We start from the raw sequence: 21,413 nt of genomic DNA, 5'->3' as shown, positions 1-21,413 counted from the left end.
GTTCTTCGATGTATTTGGTCAGCCCGGCGGCCGCTGCCCCGGTCCGGTAAGGGTAATCGTGCTTCGAGCACCGACCCGAATGCCGTCCTGATAATAGGAATGGATGGCTTCGATGAGCCTGCCCGCGGCGAAATGGATCGTTGAAGCCGGGAATTTCTTTTGCACGAGCACTTCATTCACGACGTTCTGAATAACCGCGACCAGACGCCCCGCGTCGTTCATATCGATACCGGCGGCGATCGCACGACGCTCCACTTGCAGCAGGCAGTCATAATTCAGACGGATCATCTGCATGTAGGCCATGGTCATGCCACTGCCGGCGTGGGCGAGGATATGCGCGTTCATTTCCCCGCAACGGATACCCCATGAGCCGTTCCCAGACGCATCGCATCCCGTGGTACCGAATGCTGCTGCGGGGCGACAAAGATCTCCGCTAGAGGAGGCTTGTTGCGAGCAAACGTCTGTAACGCCTCCCGATCTGCAGCAGCAATAGTCTCTACTCTGTCGAGATAGCGATGCCGGTCGCGACCCGGCATCAAGGTTTCATCGTTATTGAGCAACACTTGTAATACGCCAATACGTTGCTCTTCGCTGTAACCGCTGATATCCACGCCACCCAATTTTTCGGCCAACGGTGGTAAGTAATCCATGTCAGTGTAACGACCACCCTCCAGATACTCAGCCTGCAAGCGCACAACATCACTGGCCGCTGCGAAGTTGCCGCGCATCGCCACTTCACGTTGATAGACATCGGCCATAAAATGCCCGTGAAACTCTTGGCGAACATCGCGCAACTGCAAATCGCTACCGGCCAATTGTTCATGAGTCTGCAAACATTGCTGCCGAAAGCTCTCCAGTGTTGCCCGGTCTTTACCGTAGGCGCGCACCATCAATTCAATACGGGCATGATCGGCTTTGCCTTGCCATTGCGGTTGTTGCAGAAAATCGAACATCTCGTGTTTCAAGACTCGCGCCCGGTCTTCGATCATCTTCGCCAATTCGCCGGGCTTGCTCACGGTGTCACCACCCGACTCCATCGCATCCACTCGCGCGCTGTCGGAAATGACCCGATTCATTTCGAAAGCAAGCAAGGCATCGCTGTCATACCAGAGATTGAACTGGTAGCCCTCTGTGGCCAGAACCTTACGCCAGACATTCATGTAATCACGCTGGATAGCGCCGACCTGGCTGCCGCCGACCCAGACAAAGTGCATTGTTTTTGGCACTGGCGCGGGTATGTCACTGAACATGCTCACGGTTGCCGCCAGGCGCGTCGCGTAGTCGCGCAGACCGTTTTCGATTCGATCAATGGCCACCGGCATGGGCGCCTTCTTGCGCTTGGCCAGGCGCTCGAAGTTGTCGAGGAAAAGCGTTACGACTTGCAGTTTTTCAGTGAAATCCGAGGCCCTGCCTGCGCTCTCGTAAAGCGCTGTCAACTGGGCATATTCTTCAGTAGCGGAAAACTCCTTCAAGGCGCGTTGCAGCGCTGAATAATCGTTGGCAGAAATAAGATCCGCTTCGCCGACATACTGTTCCATGACACTCATAAGCCTTCATCCCTGATTCATTAAAGTAAACCTGGACGAAGTTATGCTGCCGATGCATTGACTTCAAAAAACACAAAACTCAAATGATTACCGGGGAAATATCAAATAACAGTGACGTTACTCACGCGCACCATCCGGCAACAGATAAGTTGGCCGCCAGTTACTGGCCAGACAGCCAAAGCGGCGTTCTTGACGCAATCATCGTCCGGTTTCAAAAGGGAAAGATTCAGACAGGAACTTTGACCGAATGTCACGCCGAGACAAGTTACTTACAACTTGCCTCGGCATGCACATCATTAAAGCGGCTTCTCGCCGTACCAACGCGGCGTATAAACCCAATCACCACCACCGGCACGGGCAAAGGTGCAAGTGGTTGAAGAACCGATCAGCACCATTGTGCGCATATCGACCTGTTCCGGCGTCAACGCGCCCAGTGTCGTGGTACGCAGCGTCTGTCCCGGACGGCCAATATCGCGCCCCAGCACCACCGGTGTTTCAGACGCGCGATGTTGCGCGACGATTTCCAGCGCCCGGCCCAACTGCCATGGGCGAGCTCGGGAAATCGGGTTGTAGAACGCCAGGGCCAGATCCGCTTCGGCGGCCAGATCCAGACGTTTCTCGATGATCGCCCACGGTTTGAGGTTGTCCGACAGCGACATCACGCAGAAGTCGTGGCCCAGCGGCGCACCGGCCTGAGCCGCAGTGGCCAGCGAGGCGGAAACGCCCGGGAGGATTTCCAGATCGACGCTGTGCCACGCCGGATCGTCCGATTCGTGCAGGGCTTCGAGCACCGCAGCGGCCATGGCGAACACGCCCGGATCGCCAGAAGACACCACGATCACCGAGCGTCCTTCGGCGGCAAGCCGGAAGGCGTGGCGGGCACGCTGCATTTCTTCGCGATTGTCGGTGCAGTGCTGCACCTGATCGTCGCGGAAGGGGCCGGCCATGCGTACGTAGGTTTCGTAACCAAGCACATCGGTCGCGCGGGCCAGTTCGGCTTTCACCGCTGGCACCATCAGTTCGGCGGCGCCGGGGCCGAGGCCGATGACCGCAAGACGACCGCGCGGGCGGCCGATCTGCGCGACGTCCAGCGGTTGCTCGGCAATCGCGATCGCCAGATGTTCTGCGCTGATCACGTTCGCCGCGGGCACCGCAACGCGGGCCAAGGTCTGAAGATCGCTTTGCGCCGCCACAAAGCGCAGCGGCACGCCCAACTCGAGCGCTGCCTCACGCAAATCCGATGCGGCCATTTCAGCGTCTGCTGCCACGAGGCAGGCCAGTGCCGGCACGGCGACACTGGCCTGTTGCAACGCAGCGCGAACGACGTTTGGCAGGTCCGTCAGTTCAGCACTCACCGCCACTGCCACACTGCGCGGGTAAATCAGCAATTCATCGGCGCTGGCCACCCGCTGCGCACTGCTCACATGAATCGACCGCTGCGCCTGCGGATCCTGCGGCAACTGCGCCTGATCCAGCCACGGCGCCGCACCTTCGATGCGCACGCTGTGCCCGGCAAGCAGATCGGAGACGAAGCGTTTGCCCGATTCCAGATCCGACAGTGCGTAGCCGCTCGGCGGGTTGAGCAGGCAGGTGCCAAAGCGCAACTCGCCGCTGGTAGTGATTGCCGGTGCCACTTGCAGCGCCGCCGCGATCTCCCGGGCCATGACGTTGACGCCGCCGAGGCCTCCGAGCAACGGCACCACCGCGCTGCCGTCTTCGGCCACCGCCAGCACGGCGGGTTCGGCGCCTTTTTCCAGCAACAGCGGCGCCAAGGTGCGAATGACAATCCCCGCCGCGCACAGGGCAATGATCGGCGTGTCCTGCTGATACAACGCGCGTAGGGTCGCGCCGAATTCCTCATAGCGGCTGTCGGCGCCTTCAACCCGTCCGGCAAGGCCATGGACCTGCGCCGCCGGATAGACCTGTTGAATGCGCCGCGCCGTGGCGAGGCTGCCCTGGCCGAGAATGACGATGGCGGGAGTCGCTTGGCTCATCAACCTTGCCACCGTTCGCCCGGGACGATGATCAGCGAGAAGTACGGCGAAGACATTGGCTCGACCTGATCCATCGGCACGATCTTCTGATTGGCCATGGTCGCGCGCTCGACATACAGAGCGCGCTCGGCGAGACCGAGTTCTTCCAGCACCTGACGCACCTTGGGAAAGTTGCGCCCCAGTTTCATGATCACCGCCGCATCGGCATCGGCCAGACGCCGCTTCAATTCTTCATGGGGCAGCACGCCGGAAAGCACCGACAGGCTCTGATTGCGATACACCAGCGGCGCGCCGAGCACCGAAGCGCCGCCAAGCATCGAGCACACGCCCGGCACGACTTCGGCCTCGTAACGGCTGGCGAGACGATCATGCAAATACATGTAGGAGCCGTAGAAGAACGGGTCACCTTCGCAAATCACCGCCACATCGCGACCGGCATCCAGATGCTCGGCGACCGCTACAGCAGCTTCGTCGTAGAAATCGCTGATGACCTGCTCATACGACAGCGGCGCCGGCAACGCCTCGGTGGTCACCGGGTAGACCAGCGGCAGCAGATTCTGCGCCTCGACCAGATGCGCCTCGATGATCCCGAACGCATTGCCCTTCTTGCCCTTGGCCACAAAATACGCGACCACCGGCGATTCGCGCAGCAGGCGCAAGGCTTTGACAGTGATCAGCTCCGGATCACCGGGGCCGACACCGAGGCCGATCAGACGTCCTTTGGCCTGCATCATTCGATCTCCGTGGCGAGGGCATTGACGGCGGCGGCGGCCATGGCGCTGCCGCCCAGGCGACCCTGCATGATCACGAACGGCACGCCGCGACTGTCGGCAGCCAGCGCCGCTTTCGATTCGGCAGCGCCGACAAAACCCACCGGGAAGCCGAGGATCAGTGCCGGTTTTGGCGCGCCGGCGTCGAGCATTTCCAGCAAGTAGAACAGTGCGGTCGGCGCGTTGCCGATCACCACCACGCTGCCTTCAAGGTGCGGGCGCCACAGTTCCAGCGCGGCGGCCGAGCGGGTGTTACCCAACTCGCGAGCCAGCTCCGGCACGCTGTCGTCGCGCAAGGTGCAGATCACTTGATTGTTGGCCGGCAGGCGCGCGCGGGTCACGCCTTCGGAGACCATCCGCGCGTCGCAGAGAATCGGCGCACCGGCCGCCAGTGCATTGCGCCCGGCCTTGCCCGCGCCGTCGGAAAATTGCAGACCGTCGACGGCCTCGACCATGCCGCAGGCGTGGATCACCCGCACTGCGAGTTTTTCCAGATCGGCGGGAATGCGCGCCAGATTGGCCTCGCGGCGAATGATCGCGAAGGAGTTGCGGTAGATCTCCTGACCGTCGCGGATGTAATCAAGCATCAAGGGGCTCCGGGAGCGGGCGTCGAGCAAAGTCGCGGCCGCTTCAATAGTAAGGTTGCAGGCGTGCAGCGAGCCGAAACCGGGTTGTGCTGCATCGCGAAAATAAAGGTCGTAATGGCCGGGGCTAACGGCCAGCAGTGTGGCGGGCGCGCAGTGAGCGGCGGCGCAGGAGCGCGAGCAGCCCGACAGGTGCACGCTGAGCCCTGCGGGCAGCAAAGGTGCCAGTTGCCGGGCGTCCTGCTTGGTGTCGGCAAGGCCTTTGCCGCAGCCATCGGCGCCGGTGCAGGCGATCAGGCGCGCCAGTGGTTCGGCGTCGCTCGACAACAGGCCCAACGCCCGCAACTGCTCAAGCACGTTGTCGGTAGCAGTGGCGTTCACGTTCGGCAGCAGCAGGCTCTGCCACGGCGTGAAGCGCAGACTGCCATCGCCAAACTGTCGGGCCAGTTGCGCCGCGCCACGCAGCATCGCCGGATCAAGTCGGCCCAGTGGCGGCACCGCGCCGACGTAGCAGAGACCCTGCGTGTTCTGCTGGTGAGCGCCGATGTGCAGCGCGTCTGCCGACGGCGGGCGCTGCCAATTGCTGATTGCCTTGAGCGATACGCGCTCGCGCAACGATTCCAGAAACGCGAGCCTGGGCAACTCATCGAGCAGATGGCGCATCCGTGTTTGCTCTGGCCGGGCCAGGTCGAGGAACAGTTCCAGCGCGGCGACCACCAGCGCGTGAGCGTTGTCCTGAGTCACAGCGCCGAGAGGGCGATCGGTCGGGCAACCGGCCAGACCGAATGCCCAGAGGGTTTCGCCGTCACGCTCGAACGCCGACAACCACAGATCATGGGGATGCTCGAGCATTGCCAGCGCTTCGCCGCCATCGAGCTGCACGGCGAACTTGGCGCTCAACTCATGGAAGCGCGGATGGCTTTGCAAGGTGTCGAGGATTTGCCCTGCGAGCAGGCGCGTGTCGATCAGCATCTGCCGATCGATGCCGGCGGTCGGGCTGAGCATCAGATTGCGCACATCGTCCCCGGCGGCGTTCTTCGGCCCAAGGCCAGCGGCCAGCAAGCGCTCGATCAGCGCCGCCGCTTGCGCACCGATGCCGCGAATCTGCAGGTTGCCGCGATTGGTCGCTTCGATCGCACCGCTCGCAAACGCTCCGACGGCAGCGGCCACCGCATCGGCCTGATCGGCACTGATCGAACCGCCATCGAGCTTGATCCGACAGATACCGCCGTCCAGTGCCTGGACGATACGCAGCAACCCCGGGCAGGCCGAGGGGCGTAAGGCGGTGGACATCGGGCGTTCGTTCAAGGGGCTGACCGGTTGTGTGGCAGGAGCGCTTCGCGGGCGAAGGCGCGGTATTATGCCTGCTTTGTCCGGTGGCATGAAAAGTCTGCCCGTCGGAACGGCACGTTTTGAGGAATATAGATGTCACCCTGGCTGACGATCGTGGGAATCGGTGAAGACGGCTTCAAGGGCCTGGGCAAAAACGCCCGGCGTGCTCTGCTGGGCGCTTCGCGGATCGTCGGCGGCCAGCGTCAGCTGGACCTGCTGCCGCCGTGCATTGGCGGCGAGCGGCAATTGTGGCCGAGTCCGTTTTCCCTCGCGCCGGTGCTCGAGTCGCGTGGCGCGCCGGTCTGCGTGCTGGCCAGCGGCGATCCAATGTTCTACGGCGTCGGTGCCAGTCTGGCACGTCAGGTGCCGAGCGCCGAAATGTCGATCATTCCCGCGCCTTCGTCCTGCGCACTGGCCGCAGCGCGCCTGGGCTGGCCGTTGCAGGAGGTGACGGTTGTGTCGCTGGTGGCGCGTCCGCTGGCGGCGCTCAATGCGCATCTGTTCAGCGGCGTGCGTCTGTTGCTGCTGAGCAATGACGGCAGCAGCCCGGCCGCCGTTGCGCAATTGCTGTGCGAACGTGGTTTCGGCGCAAGTCGCATGACTGTTCTGGAACATCTGGGCGGCGACGCCGAACGACGTATCGAACGCAGCGCCAGCGAATGGGGCGATGCGGCGGTCGCCGACCTCAATGTCGTCGCTGTCGAGTGCCTGGCCGACCCCGGTGTTGCCGGCCTGTCGCGCCTCGCCGGCTTACCCGATTCGGCGTTCCGTCACGACGGCCAGTTGACCAAGCGCGACGTGCGCGCCATCACCCTCGCCCGCCTGGCGCCGAAACCCGGCGAACTGCTCTGGGATGTCGGCGCCGGCAGCGGCTCGATCGGCATCGAGTGGATGCGTGCGCACCCGAGCTGTCGTGCCATGGCGGTCGAGGCCGACGAGGGCCGTCAGCAATTGATCGAACACAACCGCGATGCGCTGGGCGTACCCGGCCTGCAACTGATTCGTGGCAAGGCGCCGCAAGCGCTCAATGGCCTTGAACGTCCGGAAGCGATTTTCATCGGCGGCGGCGTCACCCGCGAGGGTGTTTTCGAAACCTGCTGGGACCGGCTCAAGCCCGGCGGCCGATTGGTGGCCAACGCCGTGACCCTGCAAAGCGAAGTCACCCTGATGCACTGGCGCGAACAATACGGCGGTGAGCTGACGCGCATCCATGTCGCCCAGGCGCAACCGCTCGGCGAGTTCGATACCTGGCGTCAGGCATTGCCGATCACCCTGCTGGAACTGGTCAAAGCCCTCGATGCGTGACGAAACCGCCGAACAACCCGCGCCCCTGCGCAGCGGCCTCACCACCGGCAGTTGCGCCACCGCCACCAGCCTCGCCGCCGCGCGCCTGTTGCTCGCTGGCATCGCTGCCGACGCGGTGCAGATCACGCTGCCCAAGGGCAAACAGGTGCAGATGCGCCTGGAGTTCTGTCGCCTGAGCGAGGGCGGCGCCGAGGCCGGGACGATCAAGGATGCCGGCGATGACCCTGACGTCACCCACGGTGCCCTGCTCTATTCACAGGTGCGACTGTGCGCCGAACCAGGAATTCGCTTCAACGCCGGTGTCGGCGTCGGCACGGTGACCCGACCCGGCCTGGTATTGGCCGTCGGCGAGCCGGCGATCAATCCGGTGCCGCGCAAGATGATCAGCGATCACCTGGCCTTGCTCGCCGCCGAAACCGGCTACGGCGGCGGCTTCGAGGTTACAGTCAATGTCGAGGGCGGCGCAGAACTGGCGCTGAAAACCATGAATCCACGGCTGGGCATTCTTGGCGGCCTGTCGATCCTCGGTACCAGCGGCATCGTCCGACCGTTTTCCTGCGCCGCCTACATCGCCTCGATCCATCAGGGCATCGACGTGGCGAAAACCAACGGCTATCTGCACATCGCTGCCTGCACCGGCAACGCCAGCGAAGACACCATGCGCCGGGTCTACAACCTGCCGGAAATCGCCCTGATCGAGATGGGTGACTTTGTCGGTGCGGTGCTCAAGCATCTGCGCAAAGTGCCTGTGGATAAACTCAGCCTGTGCGGCGGCTTCGGCAAGATCAGCAAACTCGCCGCCGGGCATATGGATTTGCATTCGCGGCATTCGAGCATCGATTTGCCGCAGCTGGCCGAGTGGGCGGCGGCAATTGGCGCGGATTCGGCGTTGCAGCAAGGCATTCGCGAAGCCAATACCAGCCAACAAGCCTTGACCATGGCCAGCGCGGCGGGCATTGCTTTGGGAGATGAGGTTTGTCGCCATGCGCTGAATTTCGCTCGCAGCGTAGTGCCGGCGCAGGTCCAGGTCGAGGTGTTTGCCATTGATCGTCAGGGCGGGATTGTCGGGCACGCCGGAGGTTTTGCATGAAACGGATCCTGTTGCTCGGCGGCGTCACTGAAGCGCTGGCGATTGCCCGCACGCTCGGCCCGCAACATATCTACAGCCTCGCCGGCGTTGGCCGGGTGCCGAGCGATTTGCGCTGCCAGGTTCGGGTCGGCGGCTATGGCGGCGCCGAGGGTCTGGCGCAGTTCATCGCCGATGAAGGCATCGATCTGCTGCTCGACGGTACACACCCGTACGCCGCACAAATCAGCGCCAACGCCGCCCGCGCGGCACAGCTTGCCGGCATTCCCTGCTGGGCCTTGCGCCGCCCCGCCTGGCAGCCGCAAGCAGGCGATGACTGGCGCGAGGTCAGTGACTGGGCCGAACTGATCACAGCGCTGCAACCGTTCCACCGCCCGCTGTTCACCCTCGGCCGCGAGCCGCTGCAACACCTCGAGGAAATCCCCGCCCACCAGTTCTGGACCCTGCGCGCCCTCGACGTCTATCCCGGCAACCCGCGCTGCGAAGTGATCGGCGCACGCGGCCCGTTTTTGCTGGAAGACGAGCAAGCGCTGTTCGAGCGCCGGCAGATCGATGTATTGATCAGCAAGAACAGCGGCAGCAGCGCCACCGAGCCGAAGCTGGAGGTGGCGCGTGAGCGTGGCGTGCCGGTGCTGGTGTTGAAGCGACCGGGGTTGCCGGGGGTTGATCGGGAGTTTGGCTCGATAGCAGAAGTTCTCACGGCGATCACCAACCTCGGCCCACTCTGAAATCAGAAAACTTCAAGGACGCCTTCGCGGGCAAGCCCGCTCCCACAGGGATTGTCGGTGTAGCTAATATCTGTGCAAAAGCCACAAAACCTGTGGGAGCGGGCTTGCCCGCGAAGGCGTCAGGTCCGCTTGCATATGACTCGATTCCTACAACCCGGCCAGACACCACCCACATAAATTCAAAACAACACCGACTTTCAGTGCCGATCTTGGCCAGTACATCGAAGGATGTGCACTGGAAGATTCGGGCGATGGGCAACTTAACCGAGCAGCGGGTCGAGACGTTATGCAGACCATACGAGCACGAATAGAGACCGATGCGGATTTCGCCCAGGCATTGCGAATCGAAGCCGCTACACTCATTCACAACGGTGAAATCGAAACGGGGCGCAGGCTGTTACAACTTTTGCAGCAAGCACTGCGACACCAAACCGCACGACGCTTTTTTACTTATCGGCCCTGATCAGGCTAAATGGGCCGCGCCTGATCGCCCACCCAACGGACCTGTCCCATGAACCGACGCCGGTTAGCATTTGCCTGGATCGCCTGCTTTGCAGTGCTGTTCAACATGCTCGCCATGCCGCTGAGCGGGGCGATGGCGCAGGCGGCCGGTGCACCGGTCGAACAGATACTGTGGAGCAGTTTCTGCACCGGCAGCGGCATGAAGATGGTGGCGATCGACATCGGTGCCACGGATCAGAAGGCCCCGCAAAACGACAACCATTCGAACATGCAGCACTGCTGGTGTTGCTCAGGTGGGGCGCCATTGCTGGCGCTGCCGGGGCATTCGCCGCAGCTGTATTTCGCGCAATTTGAAAGCAACCGCAGCGTTGCGCCCGCCTCCCTGCAAGCCCCGACGCTGCGCCAGCAATGGCCGAGTCTCAATCCCCGTGCTTCCCCTCTGGTCTGATTTGTTCGCGCCACAAATCCGCGTTTCAAATCGTTCTGGAGAACTGCCATGTTGAAGAAACTCTTCGTCCTCGCTGCGCTGTTGTTGCCGGCGTGCTTCGCCCATGCCCATGAATACAAGGCGGGTGCGCTGGAAATCGCCCATCCGTGGTCGCAGGAACTGCCGCCGAATGCGCCGACCGTCGCCGCCTACTTCATCATTCACAACACCGGCAAAAGCGCCGATCGCCTGCTCAGCGTCGACTCGCCCATCGCTGCACAAGCGCAGTTGCACGAGCACGTGATGCTGGGCGATCTGATGAAGATGCAGCAAGTACCGAGCGTGGAAATCCCCGCCGGCGGCACCGTGACCTTCGCGCCGATGGCTTACCACGTGATGCTGCTCAACCCGAGCGATCGCAGCCTGCTCAGCGACGGCAAGCGTTTCCCGATGACCCTGCATTTCGAAAAGGCCGGTGACGTCAGCGTTGAAGTTGCCGTGCAGAAGAAACCGCCGGAATCCGCTCAGGGCCACGTGCACGCTCAGTAACCGTTTCGGCTGACTTCGCCCATGCGTCCGTCGCGCGCCAGGCCCGTCCCGCATCACCGTCAGACTCAAGCGCTGACGCGTGGCAGCTGGATCGCCCTGTTCGCCATGCTGATGATTTTCATCGGTCCACTGATTTCTCAGTCGATGCCGATGGATCAACACGCCTCGACGTCGATGCCAATGAGCATGGACATGTCGATGGACATGCCCGGCATGGATCACGGCGGCCATGACGCCAAGCCATCCGCCGAGCACTGCCCGCCGCAATCCTCGCATCATGTGCTGTGGGAAAAATGCGGCTATTGCAGCCTGCTGTTCAATTGCCCGGCGCTGACCGGCGGTGTCGATTTTGTCGCCTTCAACATCCCCCCGCTGAACACCTACACCCCACCCTTCCCACGCTTGGGCCACGCCCGCCAAACCTTCTTCCCGGGCGCCCGCACCCGCGCCCCGCCCATCGCCACGTAAACACGCACCTCTGATTGCACACGGTTGAGAAGACAGCTTCAGGCTGCCGGCCGTGGTGTTTACGACTGTTCGATGGAAATTGTCATGTCCAGGTTTACTGCTGTTCCCTGCGCGGAATCTGCCCGCGCGCACTTTGCCCTGAATGAATTGCGGATTCGTTGCAGGCACGCTATTGCCGTACTTTGCGGCGTAATGCTTGCACCATTGGTGTTGGCCGATGATCACGCCGCCCATCAGGAAGAACTGAGCCCAACGGTGATCACTGCCATCGCCCCAAGCTCACCACTGACGATCGTCACCAACCCCAAGGATCCGCGCCAACCGGTGCCGGCCAGTGACGGCGGCGATTACCTGAAGACCATTCCCGGCTTCGCGTTGGTGCGCAATGGCGGCACCAACGGCGACCCGGTGCTGCGCGGGATGTTCGGTTCGCGGCTGAACATCCTCACCAACGGCAGCATGATGCTCGGCGCCTGTCCTGGCCGGATGGATGCGCCGGCTTCGTATATTTCGCCGGAAACCTACGACAAGCTCACGGTGATCAAAGGCCCGCAAACCGTCCTGTGGGGGCCGGGCGCATCGGCCGGTACGGTGCTGTTCGACCGTGAGCCGGAGAACTTCGGCGAACTCGGCACGCGCGTCAACGCCAGCATCCTGGCCGGCTCGCATGGGCGTTTCGACAAGGTTGTCGACGCCGCTGCCGGCGGCCCTCTGGGCTACGTGCGAGTCATCGGCAACACCGCGCATTCGGATGATTACCGCGATGGCAACAACGACATCGTCGCCTCGCGCTACGACAAGTGGAACGGCGATGTCGCACTGGGTTGGACGCCGAATGCCGACACCCTGATCGAGCTCACCGCCGGCAAGGGTGATGGCGAGGCGCGGTATGCCGGGCGCGGCATGGACGGTTCGCAGTTCCTGCGTGAAAGCCTCGGTTTGCGTTTCGAAAAATCCAACATCACTGACGTGCTGGAGAAGCTCGAAGCGCAGGTCTACTACAACTACGCCGACCATGTGATGGACAACTACACCCTGCGCACGCCCTCCGGCACCGGCATGATGGCGGGACCCATGGCGTCAAACGTCGACCGTCGGACCCTCGGTGCACGGATCAAAGCAACCTGGCGCTGGGCTGATGTTCAGCTGATCACCGGCCTCGACGCACAGACCAACGAGCACCGCCAGCGCAGTGCAATGGGCGTCGATACCTACAAGCAGCTGCCGTACAGCAAGGACGCCGATTTCCACAACTACGGCGTGTTCAGCGAAATGACCTGGTACGCCGCCGAGCGTGATCGCTTGATCACTGGCGCACGGGTGGATCGCGCCTCGGCCAAGGATTACCGGCAGACCACCGGGTCGGGGATGATGTCCCGCCCCAACCCGACCGCCGACGACACCCGCGCCGACACCCTGCCCAGCGGCTTCATCCGTTACGAGCATGACCTCGCCGACAGCCCGACCACGCTCTATGCAGGCCTCGGCCACGCGCAACGCTTCCCGGATTACTGGGAGTTGTTTTCACCCAAGTCCGGCCCGGCAGGATCGGTCAATGCGTTCGACTCGATCAAACCGGAAAAGACCACGCAGTTCGACTTTGGCGTGAACTACAGGAGCGCCGACCTCGAAGCCTGGGCCTCGGGTTACATCGGTGTGGTACGCGATTACATCCTGTTCGACTACACGCCGGGAATGATGGGCATGAGCACCTCGCGTGCCGAAAACATCGACGCGCGGATCATGGGTGGCGAACTCGGTGCTGCCTACAACCTCACCGACAACTGGAAAGCCGATGCGACCCTGGCCTACGCCTGGGGCAAGAACAGCAGTGACGGCTCGGCATTACCGCAGATGCCGCCGCTGGATGCGCGTTTCGGCCTGACATACAGCCAAGACAACTGGAGCGCCGGCGCATTGTGGCGAGTGGTCGCCGCGCAGCACCGCATCGACGCGAACAAGGGCAACGTGGTCGGCAAGGATTACGCCCAGAGCTCGGGCTTCGGCGTGTTCTCGCTCAACGGCGCGTACCGCATCAACCAGCACTGGAAGGTCAGCAGCGGTGTCGACAACCTGTTCGGCAAAGCCTACGCCGAACACCTGAATCTGGCCGGCAATGCCGGGTTCGGCTATCCAGCCAACGACCCGCAAGCGATCAATGAACCGGGGCGCACGCTCTGGACCAAAGTGGATATGAGTTTCTGACACCTACCCATGTGGGAGCGAGCCTGCTCGCGAAGAGGCCGACGCATTCAATACTGATGTCGTCTGGCATGACGCCTTCGCGAGCAGGCTCGCTCCCACAGGTAAACAAACAACGAAAAAGAACCAAGCCCAGCGGAGCACACGTGATGCAAAAGCCTCAACCCAATTTCTACAACCTGGCCTGGCGCTGGCATTTCTATGCCGGACTGTTCGTCGCGCCGTTCATGGTGATGCTGGCCCTGACCGGGATCATTTATCTGTTCAAACCGCAACTCGATTCGCTGATGTACAGCAGCCTCCTTGACGTACCGGCCGGGCACCACACGGTGCCGGCCGATGACTTGCTGCAACGGGTGAAAGCTGCCTATCCGCAGGGCCAGGTCACGCAGTACATGCCGCCGGTCAATGCCCAGCGCAGCGCGCAATTCGTAGTGAAAAACGCTGGTCACGAACTCAATGTATTCATCGATCCGTATCACGGTGACATCCTCGGCGAGCAGGATGCCAAGCAGAATCTGCAAGCCATCGCCCGTGCGATCCACGGTGAGTTGATGATTGGCACAGTCGGCGATCGGCTGATCGAAATGGCCGCTGGCTGGGGCGTGGTGCTGGTGGTCTCGGGGCTGTTTCTGTGGTGGCCGCGCGGTCAGGCGGTGGGCATTTTGTGGCCGCGGCTGAACGCGCGTGGGCGCGTGCTGTGGCGTGATCTGCACGCTGTCACCGGGTTCTGGGGCGCTACATTGCTGCTGGTGATGCTGCTCAGCGGCATGACCTGGACCGGTTTCTGGGGCAAACAATATGCGGCGGTATGGAACGTGTTCCCGGCCGCGATGTGGAACAACGTGCCGACCTCCGACATCGAGGCACGCAGCCTCAACAGCGCGACCCGCCAGACCGTGCCATGGGCGATGGAAAACACACCGATGCCGATGTCCGGCGACCACGCCGAACACATGAATCACGGCACCGCCCACGCCGGCCCCGCTGCACCTGAAGTCAGCCTGCAGGATGTGCAGAACATCGCCAGCGAACGCAAGGTTGAACCCGGCTACAGCATTACCCTGCCGACTACCGCCACCGGCGTGTTCACCATTGCCGTATTCGCCGACGACCCGCGCAACGATGCCACCCTGCACGTCGACCAGTACACCGGCAATGTCCTCGCCGATGTGCGTTTCGAGCACTACGGTACCGTCGCGCGCGCCACGGAAATCGGCGTGATGCTGCATGAAGGCAAGATGTTCGGCACCTTCAACCAGATCGTCGTGCTGCTGATCTGCCTGATGATCCTGCTCAGCGCCGTCAGCGGCGTGGTGATCTGGTGGAAACGGCGTCCAGAAGGCAAGTTCGGCGTGCCGCCGCTGCGTCATGATTTGCCGACATGGAAAACCGGCGTGGCGATCATGCTGGTGCTGGCGGTGGTGTTTCCGCTGGTGGGGGCTTCGCTGCTGGTGGTGTGGTTGCTAGACCGGTTTGTGCTGCCACGAGTCGTACGGCGCACCGTCGATCTGCCGCGCTGATGTTGTGGCGCGGGCTCAGTGGCCCGCGCCCGACACGGCATTCGAATTACAACTCATCTCTGACCCGTACTGCGCCTTGGGCCGACGGCTGTTGGCGACGGGTTCGCCAGCCACTGCCCAGTTGCCCGGTATGGCGCCAATACGGGCCTGCCACCAACACCTGAAATTCGCCCAATTGCAGGAGTCGGGAGACAAATTGTCCTGGCGTGAGGCGGCTGACCCATTGCCCGTTTTCATAAACAACCGCTCGGGTCAGCATGAGATTGCGTTCGGCGTCAGAGTAAACAGGCGTGTATTTGAGCAACTCATGACTGGGCGTCGAGTAGTAATACGCGCGGATGTCGAAACCTTTGGTTTTCAATTCATGGGTGTGTGCATAGACAAGCGCGGGTTCAGCGAAATTACTGCGGATCTGTTCGTTGTCAGCGACCAGCAAGGTATTGCCCGACAGGCTGAATTGATGACTGGCCACGACGGCATAACCGTCAGGGAAGCGCGGTACCGGTCGGCGCCAGTCGGTCGCAGGGTCCTCGGCAGTACGGAAAAGACGCAGACGAAGATTCTCCTCGTTGGCGAACCACGCAACAGGCTCCAGCGGGACAAAGCGCTGGCCGGAGTCTTCCCCGAGAACCGCGCCCTCATAGCCGGTCCGACCGAGTATTTCACTGTCGGTCCGTTGCTGGGCATAGCGGGCAGCATCGTCGGGATGCTGGAAGATCGGTCCCAGCGCCGGAACCGGATGATTTTGCCAATGGCGCTCACGAGATATCTCGGCCAGACCCGGTTGCCAGCCCTCCCCGACCTGACCACGGCGAGACCAGCAGGCGCTGGTTTCAATGACATGCAGGTCACCGGCTCGCGCCATCCGATTTACGTATTCGACAAGGCTGAAAGTGCCCTTGCTGTTGTTGCGTTCATCAATCGCCGCCTGCTCCATTGACACAAAAGCGTTGGGGCGCAATTCCACTTGCCCGAACCGGTCGAAGAATGTGCCGGGCTCGAACGCGTGCAGTTGCAGTCTCAGCAGCGCTCCGTCGGCGCAGGAGAAGTAGATCGGCTTGTAACCCTGTGGCGTACTGGCCCGTCGACACGCCTGCTGGACTTCGCTGGGCATGATCAGCACATGCCGGATATCCGTGGATCGTGCGCCAAGCGGCGGCAGGACGGCGCGCAGATAAATCGAATCCAGCAGAAAGCCTGATGGCAGTCGCCCGTGCTCGAAAATCCGGTCCAGCGCCAGCGCAGACCGTTGTGCAGTCAGCGGCAGACTGGCAAGAACCACACCGCCGGCCGAGCGCAGGATGACACCGAAAGTCTGCATATCGCGGCTCACCGCCAGCTCATGGACATATCGAGCGGCCGCATCTGCCTGAAGAAATAACGGGCTGCACACCGCCGCAGTAGCGGCTTTGCTGTAATCCGTCACGATCTGCAGATCGGCGGAGAACGGCACCCAGCGCGATACTTGCCGGGGCAGGCCCCACAGGTCACTGCCGGTGACGACCTGCAAATAACCGGTTCTGGCGAGCGAGTCGATCCAGTCGATCGGTTTCAATTCACCGCTGTAAAGGCGCTGCTTGATGGTCTCGCCATCCAGTGATGCGGGCAGGCTATTGCTTGCCGTCAGGGCAATCGACAGATCGGCGCGCAGACGCTCCCACAACCCAGGCTGATAGCGAATCGTCGCACCGTCCGGCGCAAACAGGTATTCATCCCAGACCACAGGCTTGCGCGTGAATGCCGAGTACAAGGTATCGACCGACAGCATGTTCAAGTAGATCTGTTTGTCGATGGCCGAAAACGCTACCGACAGCTCCTCGGGACTCTGGAGCGGTAACGCGCAACGATCCGGCAATTTTCTGGAAACAGTCCGGCAGCGCGAGTCTCGTCGGCGATGATCTCGCTACTGTCGAAATTTTCGCGTGTCACTTCAATCGGTAAGGTAGCGACGTAGAGGCCGTCGGAGCGTTTCAGAATGACACCGCCATAGAGCTTGTCGGTGCTCTGCGGCAACAGCGATCGGGCATGCACCGCCGCATCGTCGGCACTGTGAAAAACCGGCCCCAGGGCGCGTCGCTGCAGATTTGCGTAAGGCTGCCAGGTTTTCTTGACCAAACCCGGCCGGTCCCAGCACAGACTCGTACGCAGCACGTCAAGTTGACCACTGTCGACCACGGTGTGCACGAAGTCGGATGGCAACAGCCTTTGCGCAGCGAGATCGTCCTTGAGCGTTTGCAGCGTCGTCTGCGAGCTGTCGTCGTAGAACAACTTGCTGGAGCTGTTGAACACATACCTGAGCAGAGCACCATCACCAGTGGCGATATACAAAGTTCTGTGCCGGCCAGTGGCGACGACCGGGCGCCGCTCGGAGAGATACATGGCAACTGTCAGCGTCTCTGGCGTGACGAAGTAATGCGCGAGCCAGTCCTGGGGATGGCGCAAGGTTTCCCGATTCGCTGGTGCATGTAATACACGGCATGCAGGTCGAAGCCATCCGGGTACTGATACCAGGGAGCTGTCCTGCTGGAACTGAACACCGACTCCTGACGAAACAGATTAGTGCCGCTATCGCTGACGGGTATCAGCTCGCTGGCGATGTATTCCTCCCGCCCCACGTGCTTGAGAATGAAGCCGAACCAGGTTTTCTTCTCGTCGTGCAAATGCACGTCAGTACTGGATTGACTCAGTGCTGCCTCGTCCGCCGAGGAAAACACCGCACCAAAGAAAATCCTCGCAGGACGCTTCCACGGCATTGTTGTAGCGCCAGGCGCAGGCACTTGCGTTGGCGGATATGGTTGCAAAGAAAGATCTGGCAATGACGGTTTCGGTAACGTCGGCAGCGGCGGCTCAGACTCGCCTGGTTCAGCCACTGACGCTATTGGCAGGCTCCAGTCAGCGCCGATTTGCCCGCGATAGCCCCACAGTGCGTGATCGATCAGGTTGAACAAGACGCCGGCCTGCGCCTGTTCACGCACAAAGGCCTGTGGCCGTTCAGTGCCGTTGCGCAGCGCACTGGCAAGCTCGCCCGGGTGCTTGCCAGTGCCGAGGCGTCTGGCCAGCTCTCTGGCGACGATGGTGGTGTAGGGCTGGAACCTGATCAGGCTGTCACCGGCACCAGAGCAATACAGAGCGATCCCGTCGAGCAGGGTCTGCCGCAGCTCGTCAACGTTGAGCATCTGCACATCCAGCAGAGCCTCGGCACGGGTCCAGCGCAGATACCGGATATGCACCGGGTCAAGTTGCGAAAGCGCAACGTGAGCGACATAACACGCATGCATGGTGTGGTCGTCTGGAAACACCGGCCGACCGTGATTGTCCAGAGGATAAAGCCGCCCCTGGCTGAGCGTATCGATATCCCCGGGCAAGGGTTCGGTCACCACGAAACGCTCGTCGCTACGCTGAAAAACATACCCCGCGTGCTGCTGATCACGGCGAATGCCCACGAGCTCATGGGCATGGCGAACCGCATCATCGGCCGCCAGAAAAGCCCGGCTCAATCGCGGCCAGGGAAAGTTGGCGAAGGGCTGCCATTGCAGATCCACCGGACCCAGATGCGCCCACAACGCACTGCCGCGCACGACCTCCAGGGTCCCGGCCAGTACCAGCATCGAAACAAATGCGCGGGTATCCAGTGTGCCGGCCAACAGCCTTGCCTGCACACCATTGTCACTGACCGTGCCGTCCGACTGCGTAACGCTCAGTGCCGCTTCGATCGAATCGCCGCTGAAGCGGTACTTCAACATCGCATGATCCTGCGCCCGCATGTACAGCGACAACGCACGCCCTGCTTGCGCCAGATGTTGGCTGCGGGCATTCGCTTCGATAGCCCAGGCGATCTCCCGGGGCGTGAAGAAGTTCTCGTAGAGCCACGGCTGGCCAGGTGGAAACTGTGCCGGGTCGGGTCGCGAGGCGAAGTAAAAGCCCTCCAGCAAATACCCCTTGGGCAGCTGCAATTGCCCTTGGGCATCAACCGGAAATATTCGCTCAGGATCCCATGCAGCGAGTCCGGCTGGGCGCGCATGGGTGGCGACATACTCCTCGCCAACCAATTTTTTCAATATCAGGCCCGTCGTCTGCGCGCCTCTGGATTTCAACGCGGCCAGCACGGCGCGTTCGGCATTGACGCAGACACGGGTCATCAGCGGCAGTTCGGTGACTGCACCCTTTGAAAACGACGCGCCGGCCTTCCAGTCCGCAGGTACGCGCCCCACCGAGTAGCCCCAGTCGGCATTCGAAACAATGACTTTGAGTTCACCCACGGTCGCCAGCTTGTTGATCACCGCCATCACGTCATAGGCCCCCGCCGGATGGCCCGACGGCCCGCCGGACTGCTGCCAGAGAAAGTAGTCGCGCTCCTCGGGCGAGCCGCTCGAGACGTATTTGAGCAAGCTGCCATCCGGGCCTGAAAGGTAAGCGCTGCGGAAAAAATCCCGCGCCGACACATCGCCAATGAAATCGCCGCCTGAATAGAAACTCATGAACAGCCGGAGCAGCGTTTCATCCTGACGCCGATTGCCATTGCGGAACTCGGCATGGATCGGCGGATGGCTGTGAACGCTGGCGACGCACCGGTAGCCCAGCGGATGAAGCATGCCGCCAAGGACATCGGTCTGCACAATTGTGCCGAAGTCAAAACCCGTGGCTTGCCCGGCGATGGGTGAAGTGGCGAGCAATTTCCCGTCCGGACGCAGCAGGATCACGCTGCCGTACTCTTTGTCCGGGTTCAGTGGAATCCGCGTGTGCACCCAATAGGCGGCGTCCTCTTCAGTCAGAAAGGCCGGGCTCAGTGGCGGCAGCTTGAACGTTGCTGAAGAACTTGCGGTACGACCGGATCGGCCTGAGACATGACTCATAAAAACCTGCGCTGAGAATCGGGATGAGCGCGTGAGTGTGGGCCGTCGGTTTTCACCTGCTGTGGTACATGTTTATCGTTTCTGTATCCGCATCTGCGCGACAGTTCGCGCCCCAATCTGGCGCAACTGGACGCACCACCGCCCGACTACCGTCCCCTCCTGGTGCACGCCCTCAGCGCGCAAGCGCTCTGGCACGACATTTTCTTGCCTGAACGCGACCGGGCACAGCCTTTGCAAAACACACTTTCAGTCGTTCGCATCTGCCAACCAGAAAAAATCGAATGTTCATGGAGATCGCACAATGAAGCGTCGCAGTTTGATCAAGGCTTTCACACTCACGGCATCCATTGCCGCGATGGGCATGACCTGGACTGTCCAGGCCGCCGAGACCATCAAGGTCGGGATTCTGCATTCGTTGTCCGGGACCATGGCGATCTCCGAAACGTCGCTCAAGGACATGGCGCTGATGACCATCGACGAGATCAACGCCAAGGGCGGCGTCAACGGCAAGATGCTCGAGCCGGTGGTGGTCGATCCCGCTTCCAACTGGCCGCTGTTCGCCGAAAAGGGCCGACAGCTGCTGACCCAGGACAAGGTCGCGGTGGTGTTCGGCTGCTGGACCTCGGTTTCGCGTAAATCGGTATTGCCGGTGTTCGAAGAGCTCAACGGTCTGCTGTTCTACCCGGTGCAGTACGAAGGCGAAGAGATGTCGCCGAACGTCTTCTACACCGGCGCCGCGCCGAACCAGCAAGCGATCCCCGCCGTTGAATACCTGATGAGCGAAGAAGGCGGCAGCGCCAAGCGCTACTTCCTGCTCGGCACCGACTACGTCTACCCGCGCACCACCAACAAGATCCTGCGCGCGTTCCTGCATTCCAAAGGCGTGGCCGACAAGGACATCGAAGAGGTCTACACGCCGTTCGGTCACAGCGATTACCAGACCATCGTTGCCAACATCAAAAATTCTCCGCCGGCGGCAAGACTGCCGTCATTTCCACCGTCAACGGCGACTCCAACGTGCCGTTCTACAAAGAGCTGGCCAACCAGGGCCTGAAGGCTACCGACGTACCGGTGGTGGCGTTCTCGGTCGGCGAAGAAGAACTGCGCGGCATCGACACCAAACCGCTGGTGGGCAACCTCGCGGCGTGGAACTACTTCGAGTCGGTGGAGAATCCTGCGAACAAGAAATTCGTCGCGGACTGGAAAGCCTACGCGAAGAAACACAATCTGCCGGGCGCCGATAAAGCCGTGACCAACGACCCGATGGAAGCCACCTACGTCGGCATCCACATGTGGGCGCAGGCGGTCGAGAAAGCCAAATCCACTGACGTCGACAAAGTTCGTGAAGCACTGGCCGGGCAGACCTTCGCTGCGCCGTCCGGTTACACGTTGACCATGGACAAGACCAATCACCACCTGCACAAGCCCGTGATGATCGGCGAAATCCAGAGCGACGGTCAGTTCAACGTCGTATGGCAGACCGAAGGCCCGATCCGTGCGCAACCGTGGAGCCCGTTCATTCAGGGCAACGACAAGAAGCCGGATTATGCGGTGAAGAGCAACTGAGTCCTCCGCTCAACCT

16 protein-coding genes and 2 pseudogenes are annotated in these 21,413 nt (G+C 61.7%); 9 read left to right on the top strand and 9 right to left on the bottom strand.

Annotated elements, in window-relative coordinates; all coding sequences use genetic code 11:
* Window positions 1-18: 18 nt before the first annotated feature.
* The 6 genes and pseudogenes from LJU32_07645 to cobG all read right to left on the bottom strand — a co-directional run bounded on the left by LJU32_07645 (window position 19) and on the right by cobG (window position 6,278).
* Complete coding sequence (locus tag LJU32_07645; protein WKV90114.1) at window positions 19-345, bottom strand: hypothetical protein; 327 nt, start codon at window positions 343-345, stop codon at window positions 19-21.
* A complete protein-coding gene (locus LJU32_07640) occupies window positions 342-1,547 on the bottom strand; it encodes a hypothetical protein (protein ID WKV90113.1) in 1,206 nt (401 codons plus the stop codon). The genes LJU32_07645 and LJU32_07640 overlap by 4 nt, the downstream gene beginning before the upstream one ends.
* Window positions 1,548-1,843: 296 nt before the next feature.
* Window positions 1,844-3,541: a precorrin-3B C(17)-methyltransferase gene (gene cobJ, locus LJU32_07635; protein ID WKV90112.1), complete on the bottom strand. Its 1,698-nt coding sequence runs from the start codon at window positions 3,539-3,541 to the stop codon at window positions 1,844-1,846.
* Window positions 3,541-4,272 carry a precorrin-2 C(20)-methyltransferase gene (locus LJU32_07630; GenBank protein WKV91057.1) on the bottom strand — a complete coding sequence of 244 codons (732 nt, stop codon included), beginning with the start codon at window positions 4,270-4,272 and terminating at the stop codon, window positions 3,541-3,543. The genes cobJ and LJU32_07630 overlap by 1 nt, the downstream gene beginning before the upstream one ends.
* Window positions 4,272-4,898, bottom strand: a complete 627-nt coding sequence (locus LJU32_07625; GenBank protein WKV91056.1) for a precorrin-8X methylmutase — start codon at window positions 4,896-4,898, stop codon at window positions 4,272-4,274. Before LJU32_07625 ends, LJU32_07630 begins: the two co-directional genes overlap by 1 nt.
* Window positions 4,899-6,278: pseudogene (cobG, locus tag LJU32_07620) on the bottom strand (precorrin-3B synthase). It abuts the gene before it with no gap.
* A 42-nt stretch (window positions 6,279-6,320) separates the two neighbouring features.
* Between cobG and cbiE the strand changes: the two are divergent.
* The 8 genes from cbiE (at window position 6,321) to LJU32_07580 (ending at window position 14,978) form a co-directional block, all read left to right on the top strand.
* Entirely contained in the window at window positions 6,321-7,532 is a 1,212-nt protein-coding gene (gene cbiE / locus LJU32_07615; protein WKV90111.1) for a precorrin-6y C5,15-methyltransferase (decarboxylating) subunit CbiE, read from the top strand.
* Complete coding sequence (locus LJU32_07610; protein ID WKV90110.1) at window positions 7,525-8,622, top strand: cobalt-precorrin-5B (C(1))-methyltransferase; 1,098 nt, start codon at window positions 7,525-7,527, stop codon at window positions 8,620-8,622. The genes cbiE and LJU32_07610 overlap by 8 nt, the downstream gene beginning before the upstream one ends.
* On the top strand, window positions 8,619-9,347 hold the full coding sequence (locus LJU32_07605) for a cobalt-precorrin-6A reductase (protein ID WKV90109.1): 729 nt from the start codon (window positions 8,619-8,621) through the stop codon (window positions 9,345-9,347). Before LJU32_07610 ends, LJU32_07605 begins: the two co-directional genes overlap by 4 nt.
* A gap of 511 nt (window positions 9,348-9,858) precedes the next feature.
* Window positions 9,859-10,257 carry a DUF2946 domain-containing protein gene (locus LJU32_07600; protein WKV90108.1) on the top strand — a complete coding sequence of 133 codons (399 nt, stop codon included), beginning with the start codon at window positions 9,859-9,861 and terminating at the stop codon, window positions 10,255-10,257.
* Between the two features lie 48 nt (window positions 10,258-10,305).
* The gene (locus LJU32_07595; protein WKV90107.1) at window positions 10,306-10,785 is read left to right on the top strand and encodes a copper chaperone PCu(A)C; all 480 of its coding nucleotides are present in this window, start codon (window positions 10,306-10,308) and stop codon (window positions 10,783-10,785) included.
* A 21-nt stretch (window positions 10,786-10,806) separates the two neighbouring features.
* Window positions 10,807-11,253: a DUF2946 domain-containing protein gene (locus tag LJU32_07590; GenBank protein WKV90106.1), complete on the top strand. Its 447-nt coding sequence runs from the start codon at window positions 10,807-10,809 to the stop codon at window positions 11,251-11,253.
* A gap of 84 nt (window positions 11,254-11,337) precedes the next feature.
* A complete protein-coding gene (locus LJU32_07585) occupies window positions 11,338-13,458 on the top strand; it encodes a TonB-dependent copper receptor (protein ID WKV90105.1) in 2,121 nt (706 codons plus the stop codon).
* Between the two features lie 146 nt (window positions 13,459-13,604).
* Window positions 13,605-14,978, top strand: a complete 1,374-nt coding sequence (locus LJU32_07580) for a PepSY domain-containing protein (GenBank protein ID WKV90104.1) — start codon at window positions 13,605-13,607, stop codon at window positions 14,976-14,978.
* A 46-nt stretch (window positions 14,979-15,024) separates the two neighbouring features.
* Here the strand turns inward: LJU32_07580 and LJU32_07575 are convergent, their stop codons facing one another.
* Genes LJU32_07575 through LJU32_07565 form a run of 3 tightly spaced genes read right to left on the bottom strand, consistent with a single transcriptional unit; the run spans window position 15,025 to window position 19,831 of the window.
* Entirely contained in the window at window positions 15,025-16,752 is a 1,728-nt protein-coding gene (locus LJU32_07575) for a hypothetical protein (protein WKV90103.1), read from the bottom strand.
* A gap of 29 nt (window positions 16,753-16,781) precedes the next feature.
* The gene (locus LJU32_07570) at window positions 16,782-17,420 is read right to left on the bottom strand and encodes a hypothetical protein (protein ID WKV90102.1); all 639 of its coding nucleotides are present in this window, start codon (window positions 17,418-17,420) and stop codon (window positions 16,782-16,784) included.
* Window positions 17,366-19,831, bottom strand: coding sequence for a DUF4329 domain-containing protein (locus LJU32_07565; protein ID WKV90101.1), 2,466 nt, complete (start codon window positions 19,829-19,831; stop codon window positions 17,366-17,368). The genes LJU32_07570 and LJU32_07565 overlap by 55 nt, the downstream gene beginning before the upstream one ends.
* A 361-nt stretch (window positions 19,832-20,192) precedes the next feature.
* Here LJU32_07565 and urtA point away from each other — a divergent pair.
* Window positions 20,193-21,397, top strand: a pseudogene (gene urtA / locus LJU32_07560) (urea ABC transporter substrate-binding protein).
* Window positions 21,398-21,413: the final 16 nt, after the last annotated feature.

It is taken from the genome of Pseudomonas sp. B21_DOA (assembly GCA_030544685.1).
Lineage (GTDB): Bacteria > Pseudomonadota > Gammaproteobacteria > Pseudomonadales > Pseudomonadaceae > Aquipseudomonas > Aquipseudomonas fluorescens_AO.
The sequence above is the reverse complement of the archived record's forward strand: the minus strand, read 5'-3'. Positions and strand labels throughout refer to the sequence as shown.